This is a genomic window from Tepidimonas ignava (assembly GCF_004342625.1).
Taxonomy (GTDB): Bacteria; Pseudomonadota; Gammaproteobacteria; order Burkholderiales; family Burkholderiaceae_C; genus Tepidimonas; species Tepidimonas ignava.
Map to the genome: position 1 here is coordinate 134,328 of NZ_SMAH01000002.1, position 18,988 is coordinate 153,315.

General features: G+C 67.9%; 14 protein-coding genes. 1 reads left to right on the top strand and 13 read right to left on the bottom strand.

Annotated elements, in window-relative coordinates:
• Positions 1–32 precede the first annotated feature (32 nt).
• Positions 33–2,387, bottom strand: coding sequence for a Tex family protein (locus EDC36_RS01990; RefSeq protein ID WP_132961587.1), 2,355 nt, complete (start codon positions 2,385–2,387; stop codon positions 33–35).
• A gap of 101 nt (positions 2,388–2,488) precedes the next feature.
• On the opposite strand from EDC36_RS01990, the gene EDC36_RS01995 reads away from it, so the two are divergent.
• A complete protein-coding gene (locus EDC36_RS01995) occupies positions 2,489–5,002 on the top strand; it encodes a chemotaxis protein CheW (RefSeq protein WP_132961588.1) in 2,514 nt (837 codons plus the stop codon).
• Here the strand turns inward: EDC36_RS01995 and EDC36_RS02000 are convergent.
• The 12 genes from EDC36_RS02000 to EDC36_RS02055 form a co-directional block, all read right to left on the bottom strand.
• Complete coding sequence (locus EDC36_RS02000; protein WP_132961589.1) at positions 4,983–5,921, bottom strand: SDR family oxidoreductase; 939 nt, start codon at positions 5,919–5,921, stop codon at positions 4,983–4,985. The genes EDC36_RS01995 and EDC36_RS02000 overlap by 20 nt on opposite strands.
• Before the next feature lie 16 nt (positions 5,922–5,937).
• Positions 5,938–6,960: an NADP-dependent oxidoreductase gene (locus tag EDC36_RS02005; RefSeq protein ID WP_132961590.1), complete on the bottom strand. Its 1,023-nt coding sequence runs from the start codon at positions 6,958–6,960 to the stop codon at positions 5,938–5,940.
• Positions 6,961–6,972: 12 nt separating this feature from the next.
• On the bottom strand, positions 6,973–7,461 hold the full coding sequence (locus EDC36_RS02010) for a PaaI family thioesterase (protein ID WP_243646432.1): 489 nt from the start codon (positions 7,459–7,461) through the stop codon (positions 6,973–6,975).
• Positions 7,442–8,233, bottom strand: a complete 792-nt coding sequence (locus tag EDC36_RS02015) for an SDR family oxidoreductase (RefSeq protein WP_132961592.1) — start codon at positions 8,231–8,233, stop codon at positions 7,442–7,444. Before EDC36_RS02015 ends, EDC36_RS02010 begins: the two co-directional genes overlap by 20 nt.
• Positions 8,234–8,259: 26 nt before the next feature.
• On the bottom strand, positions 8,260–10,104 hold the full coding sequence (locus EDC36_RS02020; RefSeq protein ID WP_132961593.1) for an acyl-CoA dehydrogenase: 1,845 nt from the start codon (positions 10,102–10,104) through the stop codon (positions 8,260–8,262).
• A gap of 1 nt (position 10,105) precedes the next feature.
• Entirely contained in the window at positions 10,106–11,281 is a 1,176-nt protein-coding gene (locus EDC36_RS02025) for an acetyl-CoA C-acyltransferase (protein WP_132961594.1), read from the bottom strand.
• Between the two features lie 33 nt (positions 11,282–11,314).
• On the bottom strand, positions 11,315–13,432 hold the full coding sequence (locus tag EDC36_RS02030) for a 3-hydroxyacyl-CoA dehydrogenase NAD-binding domain-containing protein (protein ID WP_132961595.1): 2,118 nt from the start codon (positions 13,430–13,432) through the stop codon (positions 11,315–11,317).
• 121 nt (positions 13,433–13,553) lie between these two features.
• Positions 13,554–14,252, bottom strand: a complete 699-nt coding sequence (locus EDC36_RS02035) for an ABC transporter ATP-binding protein (protein ID WP_132961596.1) — start codon at positions 14,250–14,252, stop codon at positions 13,554–13,556.
• A gap of 25 nt (positions 14,253–14,277) precedes the next feature.
• Complete coding sequence (locus EDC36_RS02040; RefSeq protein ID WP_132961597.1) at positions 14,278–15,084, bottom strand: ABC transporter ATP-binding protein; 807 nt, start codon at positions 15,082–15,084, stop codon at positions 14,278–14,280.
• The gene (locus tag EDC36_RS02045) at positions 15,081–16,376 is read right to left on the bottom strand and encodes a branched-chain amino acid ABC transporter permease (RefSeq protein WP_132961598.1); all 1,296 of its coding nucleotides are present in this window, start codon (positions 16,374–16,376) and stop codon (positions 15,081–15,083) included. Before EDC36_RS02045 ends, EDC36_RS02040 begins: the two co-directional genes overlap by 4 nt.
• A gap of 25 nt (positions 16,377–16,401) precedes the next feature.
• Complete coding sequence (locus tag EDC36_RS02050) at positions 16,402–17,418, bottom strand: branched-chain amino acid ABC transporter permease (RefSeq protein WP_132961599.1); 1,017 nt, start codon at positions 17,416–17,418, stop codon at positions 16,402–16,404.
• A 144-nt stretch (positions 17,419–17,562) separates the two neighbouring features.
• Positions 17,563–18,864, bottom strand: a complete 1,302-nt coding sequence (locus tag EDC36_RS02055; protein ID WP_243646433.1) for a branched-chain amino acid ABC transporter substrate-binding protein — start codon at positions 18,862–18,864, stop codon at positions 17,563–17,565.
• Positions 18,865–18,988: the final 124 nt, after the last annotated feature.

Sequence of the window (18,988 nt, forward strand, 5' to 3'; positions counted from 1 at the left end):
AGTGCCGATGATAGCCCGAGGCTGGGCCGTGCTCAGCGCCGCCCGGCCTGCACGCGGGCAAACGCCGCGGCCAGCGCGGTGGGGGCGGCGGCCTGCGGCTCGCGTGTGGGGTGACGCGGCCGCTGGCCCGCGCCGCCACGTGCGCCCCCGCTGGCGCCGGCTGGGGTGGAGCCCGCCGCGTCAGCGTCCAGGCGCAGGCTCAGCGCGATGCGACGCCGGGCCACGTCCACCTCCAGCACCCTGACACGCACCACGTCGCCCACCTTGACGACGCTGCGCGCATCGGCCACGTACCGGTTGGCCAGTTGGCTGACGTGCACCAGTCCATCTTGATGCACACCGATGTCGACGAAGGCGCCAAACTGCGCCACGTTGGTGACCGTGCCCTCCAGCACCATGCCTGCTTTGAGGTCGGTGATGTCGTGCACCGCATCGTCAAACCGCGCGACGCGAAATTCCGGACGCGGGTCGCGGCCGGGCTTTTCCAGCTCGGCCAAGATGTCGCGCACCGTCGGCAGGCCAAAGCGCTCGTCGGTGAAGCGCTCGGGCGCCAACCCCCGCAGCACGTCGCGCCGGCCCAGCACGGCCTCGATGGGCTGCCCGGCCGCAGCCAGAATGCGCTGCACCACCGGGTAGGCTTCCGGGTGCACGCCGGTCATGTCCAGCGGCTCCTCACCGCCGCGGATGCGCAAAAAGCCCGCGCACTGCTCGAAGGTCTTGGGCCCGATGCCGGTGACTTGCAGCAACTGCTGCCGGCGGCGAAACGCCCCGTGCGCGTCGCGCCAGCGCACCACGGCGCGCGCGGTGGCCGGCGTCAGCCCCGACACGCGCGCCAGCAGCGCGGCGCTGGCGGTGTTGAGGTCCACCCCCACGGCGTTGACGCAATCCTCCACCACCGCGTCCAGCGTGCGGGCCAGCGCCGCCTGATCCACGTCGTGCTGGTACTGGCCGACGCCCACGCTTTTGGGGTCGATTTTGACCAACTCGGCCAGCGGGTCCTGCAGCCGGCGCGCGATGCTGACCGCACCGCGCAGGCTGACGTCCAGGTCGGGCAGCTCCTGCGCCGCCAGCTCGCTGGCGCTGTAGACCGACGCGCCGGCTTCGCTGACCATCACCTTGGTGGGCGGCGGCTGGACACCCTGCGCGCGCAGCCGTTGCAGCAGCTCGGCGGCCAGGCGGTCGGTTTCGCGGCTGGCGGTGCCGTTGCCGATGGCGATCAGCTCGACACGGTGGCGCTGCACCAGCGCCGCAAGGGTCGCCAGCGTCCCTTCGAGGTCGCGGCGTGGCTCGAACGGGTAGACGGTGGCGGTGTCCACCACCTTGCCGGTGGCGTCGACCACCGCGACCTTGACACCGGTGCGGATGCCGGGGTCCAGCCCCATCGTCGGGCGTGCGCCGGCCGGCGCCGCCAACAGCAGGTCGCGCAGGTTGGCGCCAAAGACCTGGATGGCCACCGCTTCGGCCTGCTCGCGCAGGCGGGCCAGCAAATCGCGCTCAATGGCCAGGCTCAGCTTGACCCGCCAGGTCCAGGCCACGCAGCGGCGCAACCAATCGTCGGCGGCGCGGCCCTGGTGTTGCCAGCCCAGCAAACGCGCCAAGCGCTGCTCGGCCTGCGAAGGCTGCCCTGGCAGCGGCTCGTCGGGCTGCGCCAGCCGCACGTCCAGCACCTGCTGGGCACGCCCACGCAGCATCGCCAGCGCCCGGTGCGACGGCACCCGCGCGATCGGCTCGTCGTGCTCAAAGTAGTCACGAAACTTGGCCACCTCGGGGTCCTCAGGGTTGGTCGTGTCGACGCGGCGGCTGCGCAGCAGCCCCTCATCCCACAGCCATGCCCGCAACGGTTGCACGATCGCAGCATCCTCGGCCCAGCGCTCGGCCAGAATGTCGCGCGCACCGTCGAGCACCGCCGCCACCGTGGTGAAGTCGCTGCCGTCGTCCCCCACGGCGGCCTTGACGTAGGCCTGCGCCGCCACCGCCGGGTCCAGCGTCGGGTCGGCCCACAGCGCATCGGCCAGCGGCGTCAGACCCGCCTCGCGCGCGATCTGCGCTTTGGTGCGCCGCTTGGGCTTGTACGGCAGGTACAGGTCTTCCAGCTCCTGCTTGGTGGCGGCCGCCGCCAGCGCGGCGCGCAGCGCCGGCGTGAGCTTGCCCTGCTCCTCGATGCTGCGCAGCACCGCGGCACGGCGCTCCTCGAGCTCGCGCAGGTAGTCCAGCCGCTGCTGCAACAGCCGTAGCTGGGTGTCGTCCAACCCGCCTGTGGCTTCCTTGCGGTAGCGGGCGATGAAGGGTACGGTGGCACCACCGTCCAGCAGGTCCACGGCGGCCTGCACCTGCACAGGGCGCACGCCCAGCTCGGCGGCGATGCGCTCGACGATCGTTGCTTGCATGGGATTCGCGGTCACTCGAAGAGCGCGGAAGTGTGCCACAGACGCTTCGGCACGCCGTTTGCTATCCAGCGGGCAATTGCTGTTTCCTTCGTGCTGCTTCCATGGCCCATCCCGCCCTTGCCGTTGACAACTACCTACCCTACATGCCCGATGTGGTGCGCTGCGAGACGTCGCTGCGCGAGCTCAACGTGATGTGGCGACTGATCGAGTCGACCGCCCGCATGGTTTGCCCGACCGAGGCGCAGGCGATCCTGCCGACCATCGCCGCCACCCGCTCCGGCTTCGACCGGCTGGAAAGCGAGCTGGTGCGCAGCCTGGTGTCGGAAAAGATCGACAACGTCATGTCGGCCATCGCGACACGGGCGGGCTACATCATCGACATCGTGGTGCGCAACCTGTACGAGCGCACGGCCGACGTGGGCTTCTTGGCCATCGACCGGGTGCTGTGCGAGTTCGTCGCCGGCCAGGTGCGCGACGTCGACGCGGTACGTGCACGGCTGCGGTCGTACCGGCGCAAGTACACCGTGTACGACGAGATTTTTCTGCTGGACACCGAGGGCAACGTGCTCGTGCAGACCGACCCGGCGTACGCGGTCGAGGGCACCCAAGACCCGCTGCTGGCCCAGGCCTTGCAGACCGACGGGTACGTGCAGGTGTTTCGCCCCACGGACCTGCGGCCCGGGTTGGGTCCCAGCCTGATGTACGCCCAGCGGATGTTGCACCCGTCGACCCATGAGCCGGTGGGTGTGCTGTGCTTGGTGTTTGGCTTCGAGACCGAAATGGCGGGCATTTTTCGGTCGCATCGCGATCCGCGCGGCCGCTCCATCATGTTGCTGCTCGATGGCGACGGCACGGTGCTGGCCAGCGCCGACGAGCATTGGATCCCTCGCGGCGTGCGCGTGCCCACCAACCCCGACGACAACCCGCGTTTGCTGCTGTTCGCCGGCCGCGAGTACCTGGTGGCCACCCGCTACGCCGAGGGCTACCAGGGCTACCGCGGCCCCGAGGGGTGGCAGGGCCAGGTAATGATCCCGATCGATTTGGCGTTCCAACGCGACGACAGCAGCGTGCTCGACGCGCTTGACCCGATGATTGCGGCGGGGTTGCTGTCGCATGCGCGCAATTTCAGCCCGCCCTTGTACGAGGTCATCCGGGCCACCGAGTCGATTCGGCGCGTGGTGTGGAATGGGCAGGTGGTGACCGCGGGCCGCAACATGGATCGGCAACGGCTCAAGACCATCCTGGATCAAATCAGCGAAACCGGCGCGCGCAGCAACACGTTGTTTTCGCACTCGGTGCGCGACTTGTACGAGACCGTGTTGTCGTCCAGCCTGCAGCAGATCGGGCTGGTGGCCCATTTGGCGGTGGACCTGCTGGACCGCAACCTGTACGAGCGGGCCGATGACTGCCGTTGGTGGGCGCTGACACCGGAGTTTCGCACCATATTGGCGCAAGACTCGCCCGATCCTGGTGCATTCGAGACGATCCGTGGCATCCTGCGCTACATCCATTCGCTGTACACGGTGTACTCCCGACTGTTTGTGTACGACCGGCAAGGCCGCATCGTGGCCCAGTCGCACGCTGGGGGCGACGACAGCGCCTCGGCGTCCTCGGTGGACGCCGAGACCCTGCAGGCGGTGCTGGCACTTGACGATGAGCAACGCTACCACGTCAGCCCGTTCCGCGTGGACCCGTTGTCGGACGGTCAGGCCACCTACACCTACCACGCAGCCATCCGCCACCCCGATGACGAGCGCCGCGTGGTGGGCGGCATCGGCATCGTGTTCAATGCACGGCGCGAATTTCTGGCCATGTTGCAGGGCGCCATCGGCGGACGTCGCAACGCCCAAGCCCATTTGACCGACCGTCAAGGCCGGTTGATCGCCACCACCCATCCCGAGCTGCCCATCGGCGAGCCCCTGCCGGCCGCCATGCCGTGGCTGGGTCTGCCCAACGGTGAAACGGTCAGCCGCATCGTCGAGCATGAGGGCCGCTACGCCGTTTTGGGTGCGTCCGCGTCGGCCGGCTACCGCGAGTTCAAAACCACCGATGGCTACCGTGACGACGTGATCGCCATCGTCATCGAACCGCTGGGTGACGTCCGGGAGGGGTTGGCCGGCGCCACACGTGAACACGACGATTGGTGGACGCAGGCCAGCGCACGCGGCGGTCACGAATACGCGACGTTCTACCTGGGTGGCGACTTGTTGGCCATCGACGCGGCCTGCGTGCGCGAAGCGGTGCCGGCCGACCAGATGACGTCCGCGCCGGCCACCGGACACCCGGCGTTGGTGGGCCTGATCCCCCCCACCGCCAACACCGCCATCAACCACTTCATCTGGGTGTACGACCTGGCTCGGCTGTTGAACCCCGCGGCACCCGCGCGCTCCACCGAAGGGCGCCAAATCATCGTGCTCGAGCGCGGGGCGCAGGTCTGCGGCATCTTGGTCGACGAGCTGCACGCCGTGCCCGAGTTCGAGGCCAGCGAAATCATCGACGCGCCTTTCGGCGGCAGCGGCCGGCGTCTGATCGACCGCCTGATACGTGCCCGCGGGGGACAGGTGCTGATCGCCGTGTTGGACAACGACCGCTTGTTCACCGCGATGCGCGGTTGAGGGCGTCGACGCCGTCCATGCCGCGCAGCGCCGCGCGCAGCTGCGCCCCCACCTCGGGCCGCTCGGCGAACGGGTCGGGCGGGTTGGTGCCGGCGACGATGGCCTGCAGACGCTCGCGCACCCCGCCCAGCGCGTGGGGGTGGCTGTAAATGTAAAAGCGGTCGTGCTCCACGGCGTCGAGCACGGCACGCGCGACATCCGCCGCACTGACCTTGCCGCTGGCCACCGCCTTTTGGCTCATCGCCTGACCGATGAGCTGGCTGCGCGTCGGCACGCCGCCCGCCAGCGCGGCAGGGCGGTTGCGCTCGCTGTGCGCGATGCCCGTGGGCACAAAATAGGGGCACAGCACGCTGGCGCTCACCTGGTCGGTCACCAGCCTGAGGTCCTGGTACAGCGTTTCGGTCAACGCCACCACCGCGTGCTTGCTGACGTTGTACACCCCCATGTTGGGCGGCGTCAGCAAGCCGGCCATGCTGGCGGTGTTGACGATATGCCCGCGCCACGTGGGATCGGCGCGGGCGGCTTGCAGCATCATCGGCGTGAACAGGCGCACCCCGTGGATGACCCCCCACAGGTTGACGCCCAGCACCCACTGCCAATCGGCGACGGTGTTTTCCCACACCAGACCGCCCGCGGCCACACCGGCGTTGTTGAACACCAGATGCGGCGCGCCGAGGTGCGCGCGCACCTCCGCCGCCAGCGCTTCCATCTGGGCGGCGTCGGCCACGTCGACGCGGCGCGCCAGCAACGCCGGCACCTGGGGCTGCAGTTCCTGCGCCGCGCGCTGCAAAGCGTCGTCCTGCACGTCCACCAGCACCAGGCGCATGCCACGCGCCGCGCACAACCGCGCCAACGCCAGCCCGAACCCTGATCCCGCACCGGTGATGACCGCGGTGCGCCCGCTCCATGGGTCCAACATGGCGCTGCCCTCCGCCTCAATCGTCCACCAGCTTGACCAGTTGCTTGCCGAAGTTGCGCCCTTTGAGCATGCCCAAAAACGCCTCCGGCGCCGCCGCAAGCCCCTGCGCCACGCTCTCACGCGGGCGAAAACGCCCACTGCCGACGAGCTCACCCAGCTCGGCCAGCGCCTCGGGCCAGACCTCCATGTGCTCGCTGACGATGAAGCCCTCGATGCGCATGCGGTTGATGAGGATCAGCGCCGGGTTGAGCATCGGCAACGGCTGCCCGTCGTAGCCGGCGATCATGCCGCACAGCGCCACGCGCGCGAAGGCGTTGGCGCGCAGCATCACGGCGTCCAGCACCGTGCCGCCGACGTTTTCGAAGTGCCCGTCGATGCCATCCGGGCAGGTGGCCTTGAGCGCGCCCGCCAGCGCGCGCAGGTCGGGGTGCTGCTTGTAGTCGATGCAGTCGTCAAAGCCCAGCTCGTCGCGCACGTAGGCGCACTTGTCCGGCCCACCGGCAATGCCAACGACGCGGCAGCCGCGCTGCTTGGCCAGCACCCCGACGGCGCTGCCCACCGCGCCCGCGGCGGCGCTGACCGTGATGGTCTGTCCGGGCTTGGGCTCGATGATCTTGACCAGGCCGTACCAGGCGGTCACGCCCGGCATGCCCACCGCCCCCAGGTAGTGGCTCGGCGGAATGCGCGACACATCGACCTTGCGCAGCACGCCTGGCTGGTTGGCATCGACCACGCTGTACAACTGCCAGCCCCCCATGCCGACGACCCAGTCGCCCGGCGCGTAGCGTGGGTGGCGGCTTTCGACCACCCGGCCCACCGTGCCGCCGATCATCACCTCGCCCAGCGGTTGGGGCGCCGCGTAGCTCTTGCCCTCGTTCATGCGCCCGCGCATGTACGGGTCCAGGCTCAGGTAGTGGTGGCGCACCAGCACGTGGCCGTCGGCCAGCGGCGGCGTGTCGCACTCCACCAGGCGAAAGTTGTCCACCGAGGCTTGGCCCTGCGGGCGGCTGACGAGCAGGATTTGTTGGTTACGGGGCATCGTGCGATCCTTTCATGAACATGGCGCAGCGGGGGCGTCGGACACGGCGTCGGGCGCCACCGCCTTGGTTTGCAGGGGGTGCACCGTGCGGTCGGCGGCGGGCAGCCGACGCACGTAGCGAAACGTGCCACTGGCGTGCGCGCACAGCCGTCCCTGGGCGTCACGCACCTCGCCCTCGGTGAACGCCAGCGTCGCGGTGCGGTGCAGCAGCCGCCCATGGGCGCGCAGCGGGCCCTTGGCCGCTTGCATGAAGGTGGTTTTCATCTCGATCGTGACCACGCCCACGTCGCGCTGCACACTGCGCGCGGCGTGCGCCATGGCCACGTCCAACAGCGTCATGCTCACCCCGCCGTGCACCACGCCAAAGGAGTTGAGGTGCTGCCCGGTGGGGTCCAGCGCGATCTCCGCCACCCCCTCGTCCCAACGGCACAGGCGCAAGCCCAGCAGCTCGACGAACGGGATGTGCACGCTGAACGGCAGGTCAGCCTCCGGTGACGGCACTGACGCCTCCGTCCACCGCCAGCCACTGCCCGGTGATGTGCTTGCCCGCGTCGGACGCGAACAGCACCGCGGTGCCCTTAAGGTCCTCGTCATCGCCCAGGCGGTTCAGCGGCGCGTGCGCCGCCAGCCGCTCCTGCCCCAGGGCTTCGAGCGTGCCGCGCGTCATCTTGCTGGGGAAAAAGCCCGGGCAGATGGCGTTGACGCGAATGCCGTAACGCCCCCACTCCGCCGCCAGCGCACGGGTGAAGTTGATCACCGCGCCCTTGGAGGTGTTGTACGCGATGGTTTTGAGGTCGGGCGGGTTGCCCCCCAAGCCGGCGATGGAGGCCACGTTGATGATGCTGCCGCGGCGACGCGGGATCATGCTGTGCTTGCCGACGTACTGACTGAGGATGAAGTAGCCCCGGATGTTGAGGTTCATCACCTTGTCCCACGCGGCCAACGGGTGCTCTTCGGCCGGCGCGCCCCAGGCGGCGCCCGCGTTGTTGACCAGGATGTCGATGTCGCCCAGCCGTTGCAGGGTTTCGCTGCCCAACCGGTGCAGGTCGTCGGGGTCGGCGCAGTCGGCCGCGATCCAACGCGCGTCGATGCCACGCGCCTGCAGCTCGGCGGTGGCCTGCTCCAGCTCGTCGGCTTTGCGCGCCGCCAGCATCACTTTGGCGCCGGCTTCGCCCAAGGCTTGGGCGATCTGCAAGCCCAGCCCGCGCGAGCCGCCGGTGACCAGCGCCACGCGGCCGCGCAGGTCAAAAAGTTCGTGGATGGTTCGGGTCATGGTGTCTCCTTGCGGGGGTGGTCGTGTCAAAACGCGGCTTCCGGCATCTCGGCGCAGGTCAGGTCGCGCGTGCGCACCACCTGCAGCCAGGCCGCGATCTTGGGCAGCTCGTAGTGGAAAAAATACCGGCAAGCTTGGCGTCGCCCGCGCTGGGCGGCGTCGCCCGCGTCTGCGGCGGCCAGCGCCACGTCGAGCCAGATCCAGGCCAGCACCGTGTGGCCAAAGGCCTGCAGGTACGGCACCGCGTTGGCCAGCGCCGCCGCGGCGTCGTCGTCCACCCACGCGGCGCGGGTGGCGTCCAGCACCTCCTGCCATGCACGTTGCAGCGCGTGCGCGTGCGCCTGCAACGCAGCGTCGCCCTGCGCACGCGCCACCGTGGCGGCGATGCGCTGGCCCAGCAGTTGCAGGCCACGACCGGCCTCCATGCGCACCTTGCGCCCCAGCAGGTCCAGCGCCTGGATGCCGTGCGTGCCCTCGTGGATCATGTTGAGGCGGTTGTCGCGCCAGTACTGCTCGACCGGGAAGTCGCGCGTGTAGCCGTAGCCACCGTGCACCTGGATGGCCAGGCTGTTGGCCTCCAGGCACCACTCGCTCGGCCAGCTCTTGGCGATGGGTGTCAGCACCTCCAGCAGCAGGCGGGCCTCGTCCGCGGCGGCAGGGTCACCGGTGCGCTGCTCGTCCACCAGCCGCGCGCAGTACAGCTCCAGCGCCAGCGCCCCTTCGCAATAGGCTTTTTGCGCCAGCAGCATGCGCTTGACGTCGGCGTGCTGGATGATCGGCACCGGCGGTTGCGTGGGGTCTTTGCCGGCCGGGCCCAGCGGCCGCCCCTGCAGCCGGGTGCGCGCGTAATCCAGGCTGGCCAGGTAGCCCGCCATGCCCAGCATCGTCGCGGCCATGCCCACGCCGATGCGCGCCTCGTTCATCATGTGGAACATGCAGCGCAGGCCCTGCCCCGCCGCCCCCACCCGGTAACCGATGGCCCCGGCACCCTGCCCGTCCAGCCCCGGCGGGCGCACCGGGTAGCGGCCCTCGCCAAAGTTGAGCAGCGTGTTGGTGGTGCCACGCCAGCCGCACTTGTGGTTGAGGCCGGCCAACGCCACGTCGTTGCGCTCGCCGGTCAACTGGCCGTCCGCATCCACCAGTTTTTTCGGCACGATGAACAGCGAAATCCCCTGCACGCCGGGCACCAAGCGCCCATCCGGCCCGGGAATCTTGGCCAGCACCAGGTGCACGATGTTGTCGGTGAGTTCGTGCTCGCCGGCGCTGATCCACATTTTGTTGCCGCGCAAGCGGTAGCGTGGCCCGAGCGCATCGGACTCGAAGTCAGGCCCATCCGGCACGGCGCGCGTGGTGATATCGCTCAGGCTGGAGCCGGCCTGCGGCTCGCTCAGGCACATCGTGCCGGAAAAGCGCCCGGCCAACTGCGGCAGCGCAAAGGCGCGCTGCTGCGCGGGGGTGCCGTGCGCCAGCAGCAGGTTGGCGTTGCCCACGGTCAGCATGCCGGCCCCGATGCTTACCGAGGCCGCCGCGAAAAACGCGTTGCCCGCCGCTTCCACGGTGTACGGCAGTTGCATGCCGCCCAGCTCGTAGTCCTGGGCCGCCGCCAGCATGCCGCTGGCGGCGTAGGCTTGCCAGGCGTCGTGCGTGGCGCGCGGCAGGATCACGCGCTCGCCGTCGAAGCGCGGCTCCTCGGTGTCGACCAGCCGGTTGTACGGCGCGTAGCGCTCGCGCGCGATGCGCTCGCAGGTGTCCAGCACGGCATCGAACGTCTCGCGCGAGTGCTCGGCGTAGCGTGGCCGGGCGGTCAGGGTTTGCACCTGCAACCACCCGTACAACAAGAAGTCGATGGCTGCGCGCAAACCCTGGGCCATGTCACAACACCTCGAACACGCCGGCCGCGCCCATGCCGCCACCGATGCACATCGTCACGCACACCCGTTTGGCGCCACGGCGCTTGCCCTCGATCAGGGCGTGGCCGGTCAGGCGTTGCCCGGACATGCCGTAAGGGTGGCCGATGGCGATGGCGCCCCCGTTGACGTTGAGCCGCTCGGCGGGAATGCCCAGGCGGTCGCGGCAGTACAGCACCTGGACGGCAAACGCCTCGTTGAGCTCCCACAGGTCGATGTCGTCCACCGTCAGGCCCAGGCGCTGCAGCACCTTGGGCACGGCAAACACCGGGCCAATGCCCATTTCATCGGGCTCGCAGCCGGCCACCGCGAACCCCAGGAAGCGCCCCAGCGGCTGCAGGCCCTTGCGCTCGGCCACCTTCTCGTCCATCACCACGCACGCGCCGGCGCCGTCGGAAAACTGGCTGGCGTTGCCCGCCGCGATCGTGCCACCGGGCAGCGCCGGTTTGATGCCCGCGATGGCTTCTTTGGTGGTGCCCTCCCGCAGGCCTTCGTCGCGCGTCACGGTCACCTCTTTCGTGATGAGGCCGCGCACCTTGTCGTACACGCCGGCCGTCACCGTGATGGGCACGATCTCATCGTCAAACTTGCCAGCCGCGGCCGCGGCACAGGCTTTTTGCTGGCTGGCCGCGCCGTACTCGTCCATGGCGTCGCGGCTGATGCCGTAGCGCTTGGCCACCTGCTCGGCGGTTTGCAGCATGCTCCAGTAAATCTCGGGCTTGCGCGCCAGCAGCGCGGGGTCGGCCATCATGTGCTTGTTCATCTCGTTTTGCACGCACGAGATGCTCTCCACCCCGCCCGCCACGTAGATCTCGCCCTCGCCGCTGATGATGCGCTGCGCCGCCAACGCGATCGTTTGCAGGCCCGACGAACAAAAGCGGTTGACCGTCATGCCACTGACGGTGACGGGACAGCCCGCGGCCAGCGCGATCTGGCGCGCGATGTTCCAACCGGTGGCGCCCTCGGGGTTGGCGCAACCCATGATGACGTCCTCGACCTCGGCCGGGTCCAGGCGCGCGCGCTCGATGGCCGCGCGCACCACGTGACCACCCAAGGTGGCGCCGTGCGTCATGTTGAACGAACCCTTCCAGCTCTTGCCCAGCGGGGTGCGGGCGGTGGAAACGATGACAGCGTTGCTCATGTCGGTATTCCTTGTCTGCTTCGGGGGACGCCTTTAGACGGCGGCAAAGCCCTTGCCCTCGGCCACCAGGCGCTGGATCAGCGGCGCGGGCTGCCAGAACTGGGCGTCGTCGTGCGGGTTGCGCGCAAAGCGCTTCATCGCCTGCATCACGTTGAACAGCCCGTACTGCTCGGCGTAGTGCATGGGGCCACCGCGCCACACCGGAAAGCCGTAGCCCGTCAGGTACACCATGTCGATGTCGCTGGCCCGCGCCGCGATTTTTTCTTCCAGGATGTGCGCCCCTTCGTTGACCAGCGCAAACACCAGCCGCTGCACGATCTCCTCGTCGCTGATCTTGCGCGGGGTGATGCCCAGCTCGTTGCGGTACTCCTCAATCATCTGGTTGACCACCGGGCTGGGGATGGCGTCGCGCTTACCCGGCGCGTAGTCGTACCAGCCGGCGCCGGTCTTTTGCCCGAAGCGCCCCATTTCGCACAGCCGGTCGGCCACCTTGCTGTAGCGCATGTGGGGCTTTTCGACGTAGCGGCGCTTGCGGATGTACCAACCCACGTCGTTGCCGGCCAGGTCCCCCATGCGGAACGGCCCCATCGCGAAGCCGAACTTTTCGATCGCCTTGTCCACCTGCTCGGGCGTGCACCCCTCTTCCAGCAAGAACCCGGCTTGACGGCTGTACTGTTCGATCATGCGGTTGCCGATGAAGCCGTCGCACACGCCGCTGACCACGCAGGTCTTCTTGATTTTTTTGCCCAGCGCCATCACGGTGGCCAGCACGTCCTTGGCGGTGGCCGCGCCGCGCACCACCTCCAGCAGCTTCATCACGTTGGCGGGGCTGAAAAAGTGCGTGCCCACCACGTCCTGCGGCCGTTGGGTGAACGACGCGATCTTGTTGACGTCCAGCGTCGAGGTGTTGGTGGCCAAAATGGCGCCGGGCTTCATCACGGCGTCAAGCCGCTCGAACACCTGGCGCTTGACCTCGATGTCTTCGAACACCGCTTCGATGACCATGTCGGCGTCGCGGATGTCGTCGTAGGTCAGCGTCGTGCGCAGCAGCGCCAGGCGCTGCTCGGCCTGCTCGGGCTTGAGCTTGCCCTTCTTGACCTGCCCCTCGTACACCGAGCGGATGTGCGCCACGCCGCGGTCCAGCGCCTCTTGCTTGGTCTCCAACAGCGTCACCGGCAGCCCGATGTTGAGGAAGTTGATCGCGATGCCGCTGCCCATCGTGCCCGCGCCGATGATGGCCAGGCTGCGCACCTCGCGCAGCGGGGTGTCTTCGGGCACGTCGGCGATCTTGCCAGCCGCGCGTTCGGCCATGAACACATGACGCAGCGCGATGCTGACGGGATCGGTCATCAGGTTGAGGAAGGTCTGCCGCTCCTGCGCCAGCCCCTCGTCAAACGGCTTGGTGGTGGCGGCCTGCACCGCGTCGATGCATTTCAACGGCGCCGGGTAGTGCTTGGCCTGGGCACCCACCATGTTGCGCGCGAACTGGAAGTACGCCTCGGCCTGCGGGTGCTTGCACGGCAGGTCGCGCACGCGCGGCAGCGGCGTCCCCTGGGCGTGGCGGTCGGCCGCTTCGCGCGCCAACGCCAACGCCTCGTCCAGCAACGTGTCGGCGCTGGCGGCGATTTTGTCGAACAGCTTTTGGCCGGGCAACTGCGCCAACAGCTCCGCGTTGACGGGCTCGCCGCTGACGATCATGTTGAGCGCGGGCTCCACGCCCAACACACGCGGCAGCCGCTGCGTGCCACCGGCGCCGGGGATCAAGCCCAGCTTGACCTCCGGCAGCGCCACCTTGGTGCCCGGCGCGGCGATGCGGTAGTGGGCGCCCAGCGCCAGCTCCAAACCACCGCCCATGCACACGCTGTGCACGGCGGCCACCACGGGCTTGCGGGCATGGTCCAGCGTCAGGATCAGGCTGAGCAAGTTCGGATCTTGGTACGCCTTGGGCGAGCCAAACTCCTTGATGTCGGCGCCGCCTGAAAAGGCCTTGCCCGCCCCGGTGATGACGATGGCGCGCACCGCCGTGTCGTCATGGGCGCGGTCCAGCCCCTGGGCGATGGCCTGCCGGGTGGACAGCCCCAACCCGTTGACGGGCGGGTTGTCCAGCGTGATCACGGCCACGTCGCCGCGGACCTCGTAATGAGCGGTCATGATGCCTCCTGCACAAGCGATGACAAGCAAAACTGAACGATCGTTCGGTTTTGGATGGATTCTAGGGGGCGCCCCGGCGCTCGGCCAGCGCCGACTGTCGCGCAGTTGTCTGCCGGGGGCGTCAGCCCACCTCCAGCCACTCCCGGCGCACGTACGGGTTGGCGCGCAGCTCGTCGGGCGTGCCCTCGAACACGATGCTGCCGTGCCCCATCACCAGCACCCGGTCGGAAATCTCCAGCGCGATGGTGAGCTTTTGCTCGATCAGCAGCACCGAAATGCCGCGCGCCTTGAGCGCGCGCAGGTACTGCGCCACCTGCTCGACGATCTTGGGCGCCAACCCCTCGGTGGGCTCATCGATGATGATCAGGTCAGGGTCGCCCATCAGCGAGCGGCACAGCGTGAGCATCTGCTGCTCACCGCCGGACAACACGCCGGCTTCGGTGTGTTGGCGCTCTTTGAGGCGCGGAAAGAGCGCGTACATGTCCTCGTAGCTCCAGCGCGAGCCCTTGCCGCTGCCCTTGATGCCCAGCGTCAGGTTCTGGTGCACCGTCAGCTTGGGGAAAATGTCGCGGCTTTCGGGCACGTAGCCAATGCCTCGGTACGCCACCTCGAACGGCTTGAGCCCGGTGATGCGCTCGCCCTTGAAGCGCACGTCGCCCTCGGCATCGACCAGGCCCATGATGGCTTTGGCGGTGGTCGAGCGCCCCGAGCCGTTGCGCCCCAGCAGCGCCACGATCTCACCCTCGCCGACGCGGAAGTGCACCCCGTGCAGCACGTGGCTTTTGCCGTAAAAGGCGTGCAAATTGTCGATCTGCAGCATCGTTGAACCTTTGCGTTGGCGCGCCTCAGTGCACCGCTTCGGCGGCCTGTTGCTCGGCCAGCACGGAGCCCAGGTAGGCCTCCTGCACGCGCGCGTTGGCCTTGACCGCTTCGGGCGTGTCAAACGCGATCACCTCGCCGTACACCACCACCGCGATGCGGTCGGCCAGCCCGAACACCACCCCCATGTCGTGCTCCACCGTCAGCAGCGTTTTGCCCTCGGTGACTTCGCGGATGAAGTCGATGAAGCGGCGCGTCTCGCTCTTGCTCATGCCGGCGGTGGGCTCGTCCAGCAAAATCACCTCGGCGCCGCCGGCGATCGTGATGCCGATCTCCAGCGCACGCTGCTCGGCGTAGGTGAGGTTCATGGCCAGCGTGTCGCGTTTTTTATGCAGCCCGATGCGATCCAGCAACTGCTCGGCACGCTCGTTGGCGTCGTCCAGGTCGGCCAAAAATTTGAAAAACGTGTAGCGATACCCCAGGCTCCACAGCACCGCGCAGCGCAGGTTTTCAAACACGCTCAGCTTGGGAAAGATGTTGGTGATCTGAAAGCTGCGGCTCAGGCCCATGCGGTTGATCTCGAACGGCTTTTTGCCATCGATGCGGCGTCCGTTGAGCAGAATTTCGCCGCTGGTGGGGGCAAAGCGGCCGCTGATCAAGTTGAACAGTGTGGACTTGCCCGCGCCGTTGGGCCCGATGACCGCCACGCGCTCGCCTTGGCGCACCTGCAAATCGACACCGCGGATGATTTCGGTCTTGCCAAAGCGCTTGGTCACGCCGCGCAGCTCCAGCACGGGCGGCTGCGCGCCCGCTGGGGTGTGAAGGGTGCTCATGCCGCCAACTCCCGCCGCTTGATCTCTTTTTCGATGTCGACCTGGATCTCGTTCCAGTGCGCGCGGAAGTGCCGCCGCGCCACCTCGAACAACCCTGCCCCGGTCAGCATCACAAACACCGAACCGAACCAGCTCTGCGCCGAGGTCACGTTGAGCACCACACCCAGGTAGCGCAACTCGGCCCCCAGCGTCGCCCCCAGTTGCAGGTGGTACACCATCTCGACGATCGCCCCGGCCCCGGCCAGCGCCACGAGCCCCGTGCCGGCCAGCGCCAGGTAGCTGACCCACAGCTCACGCAGCCGGCCAAACGAGGCCACCCGCAGGTTCATCATGATCAAGCTGGCGATGCCGCCCGGCGCGTACATGACCATGAACAGGAACACCAGCCCCAGGTACAGCAGCCATGCCTTGGTCAGCTCCGACAGCAGCACCAGCGCCAGCACCATCAACACGCCACCGATGATGGGGCCGAAGAAAAAGGTCGCCCCACCCAGAAACGTGAACAGCAGGTAAGCCCCCGAGCGCAGCGGCCCCACCACCTCGGCGGTGACGATTTCGAACTGCAGCGCCGCCAGGCCACCCGAGATGCCAGCAAAAAAGCCCGACACCAAGAACGCGAGGTAGCGCACCACCTGCGTGTCGTAGCCGATGAACTCGACGCGCTCCGGGTTGTCGCGCACCGCGTTGAGGATACGGCCCAGCGGCGTGCGGGTGAACGCAAACATCGCCGCCACGCACACGAAGGTGTACACCGCGATCAGGTAGTACACCTGCACCGCCGGCCCGAACGTGATGCCCAGCACCGGCTCACCCACCACGCGGTTGGCGCTGATGCCGGCCTCGCCGCCGAAGAAGTCCGAAAACATCAGCGACAGCGCAAACACCAGCTCGCCCACGCCCAGCGTGATCATGGCAAACGCCGTGCCGGACTTGCGCGTGGTCACCCAGCCAAACAGCGCCGCGAACAACAGCCCCGCCAGCCCCCCGACCAACGGGATCAGCGACACGGGCAGCCACAGCGTGCCTGCGGCCACCTTCAGCAACGTGTGGATCGCCACGTACGACCCCAGCCCCGAGTACACCGCGTGCCCGAAGCTGAGCATGCCCCCCTGCCCCAGCAGCATGTTGTACGACAGGCAGGCGATGATGGCGATGCCCATCTGCGCCAGCATGCTGATCGACAGGTTGCTGGTGAACACCAGCGGCGCCAGCGCCAGCAGCAGCGCGAACAGCGACCAGACGACCCAGCGCCCGACGTTGTACGGTTGAAAAGCGTAGTAAGCCTTGCTCATCTCGATGCGGCCCCGTGCGCGGTGGTCAGTGGTCGCGCGTGCCCAGCAGCCCCTTGGGCCGGAAAATCAGAATCAGCACCAGCAGCAGGTACGGCAGCACCGGCGCCACCTGCGACAGCGTCAAGCGCAAAAAGTCCTTGCTGCGCAACGCCTCGCTCAGCGGCAGCCCCAGGCTGGCCAACAGCGAGCCGATCGAGTGGTCGATGGCCACGGCAAACGTCTGGATGATGCCGATCAGCAGCGACGCCACGAAGGCGCCGGGCAGCGAACCCAGGCCACCGATCACCACCACCGCGAACACCAGCGAGCCCAGGGTCGCGGCCATGGCCGGCTCGGTCACAAAGGTGCTGCCGCCGATCACCCCCGCCAGGCCCGCCAGCGCGCAGCCAGCGCCGAACACGAGCATGAACACCCGGGGCACGTTGTGCCCCAGCGCCTCGACCATCTGCGGGTGTGTGAGCGCCGCCTGGATCACCAACCCCACCCGGGTGCGGGTGATCAAAAGCCACAACGCCACCAACATACCCACCGCCACCAGCATCATGAACGCACGCGTGGCCGGAAACGGCGTGCACGCGGCTCGGGCGCACAGCTCGGTCGCGGCCTGCCCCCACACGAAGCCCATCGCGTCGTCCGCGTGGTGAATCAGCGTGAACGCCGGCCCCTGCAACAGCTCGGGCGGCCGAAACGGCACCGCCGTGCGCCCCCACACCAGTTGCACCAGCTCCAGGATCACGTACGACAGGCCGAACGTGATCAGCAGCTCGGGCACGTGGCCGTAGGCGTGCACCTTGCGCAGGCTGTAACGCTCGAACAGCGCGCCGGCCAGCCCCACCAGCAGCGGCGCCACCAGCAACGCCACCCAAAAGCCCACCACGCCACTGAGCGCGTAGGCGAAATACGCCCCCAGCATGTAAAAGCTCGCGTGCGCAAAGTTGAGCACGCCCATCATCGAAAAGATCAGCGTCAAGCCGGAGCTGAGCATGAACAGCAGCAGCCCGTAACTCACACCGTTGAGCAGCGAGACGAGGACGAATTCCATGGCTTGGGATGGCAAAACGTGGTGCCCTGGGGGCTGAGCCGGCGCAACCCCGCCCGCCCACCCGCAACAGGCGGGTGGGGCGGCGGCCAACGTCGCACGGTCACGCGTGCGCGCGGGCCACGGCGGCGAGGCAGCCCCCAGCGATCAGTTGGGACGCTGCATGTTGCAGCTGGTGGGCGTGCTCGACACGTAAGCTGGAAACTCCTTGACCAGCGCAAACGTCATGCCGGTGTTTTCCACGCTGTAGGGGAACTTGGCGTCGGTCTTTTGCCAGCGTGTCAGGTACAGCGGCTGCTGCATCTGGTGGTCGGTCTTGCGCATTTCCACCTCGCCGTTGAAGCTGGTGAATTTGAGCCCTTCGAGCTCCTTGGCCACTTTGACCGGGTCGGTCGATTTGGCGCGCGCCATCGCTTCGGACAGGCTGCGGTAAATGTGGATCACGGAGCCGGTGTAGAAGTCGGCGTTGAACTTCTTCTTGAACTCATCTTGCCACTGCGACATGTCGCCGCCCATGTGGTAGTGGTTGTACGACACCTGGTACACCTTGCCCTCGGACGTTTGCCCCAGCGCCGTGGGCGTGCCCGTCACACCCGCGTAGTAGGTGAAGAATTTGCCGTTGTAGCCACCCTCGACCGCCGCCTTGACCAACAGCGCCAGGTCCGAGCCCCAGTTGCCGGTGATCACCGCGTCGGCGCCCGAAGCCTTGATCTTGGCGATGTAGGGCGCAAAGTCGCGCACCTGCGCCAGCGGGTGCAGGTCTTCGCCCACGATCTGGATGTCCGGACGCTTGCGCGCCAACAGCTCTTTGGCGTACTTGGCCACCTGGTGGCCGTGCGAGTAGTTCTGGTTGAGCAGGTAGATCTTTTTGACGTCGGGCTGGTCCTTGATGAAGGTGGTCAGCGCCTCCATCTTCATCGAGGTGTCGGCATCGAAACGGAAGTGCCAGTAGTTGCACTTGCTGTTGGTGAAGTCCGGGTCCACCGCCGAGTGGTTGAGGAAGATGACCTCCTTGCCCGGGTTGCGCGCGTTGTGGCGCGCCACCGCCTCGATCAGCGCCCCCGCCACCGACGAGCCGTTGCCCTGGGTGATGTAGCGGATCCCTTGGTCGATGGCCGACTGCAGCGCCGTGAGGCTCTCCGCGGGGCTCAGTTTGTTGTCAAACGGCACCACCTCCCACTTGACGCCAGCGGGGTTGTACTTGTTGGGGCCGCTGAACTTCTCCGCAAAGAACTGAAAGCTGCGCACCTGATTTTGCCCCACCGGCGCCATCAGGCCCGACAGCGGGTCGATCCAGGCGATTTTGACGGTTTGCCCGGCCAACGGCGCGGCGCTGGCCGCCTGGGCCTGCTCGCGTTTGGCCTGACGCGCGCTTTGCGCCTGCGCGGTGGCGCTCAGCGCCAGCCCCAGCATGGCCGCCACAACGATCGGTCGAATGGTCAGTTGCATGGTTGTCTCCTTGGTGGGTGGGGTTGCAGGTTCGCAGCTTACGCCGCATGTTGCGCCGCAACGATCAGGGAAAGCCCGCAGGCCTATCACCTTGGCGACTGTCGCGCCAACGACAGTCGCCAGT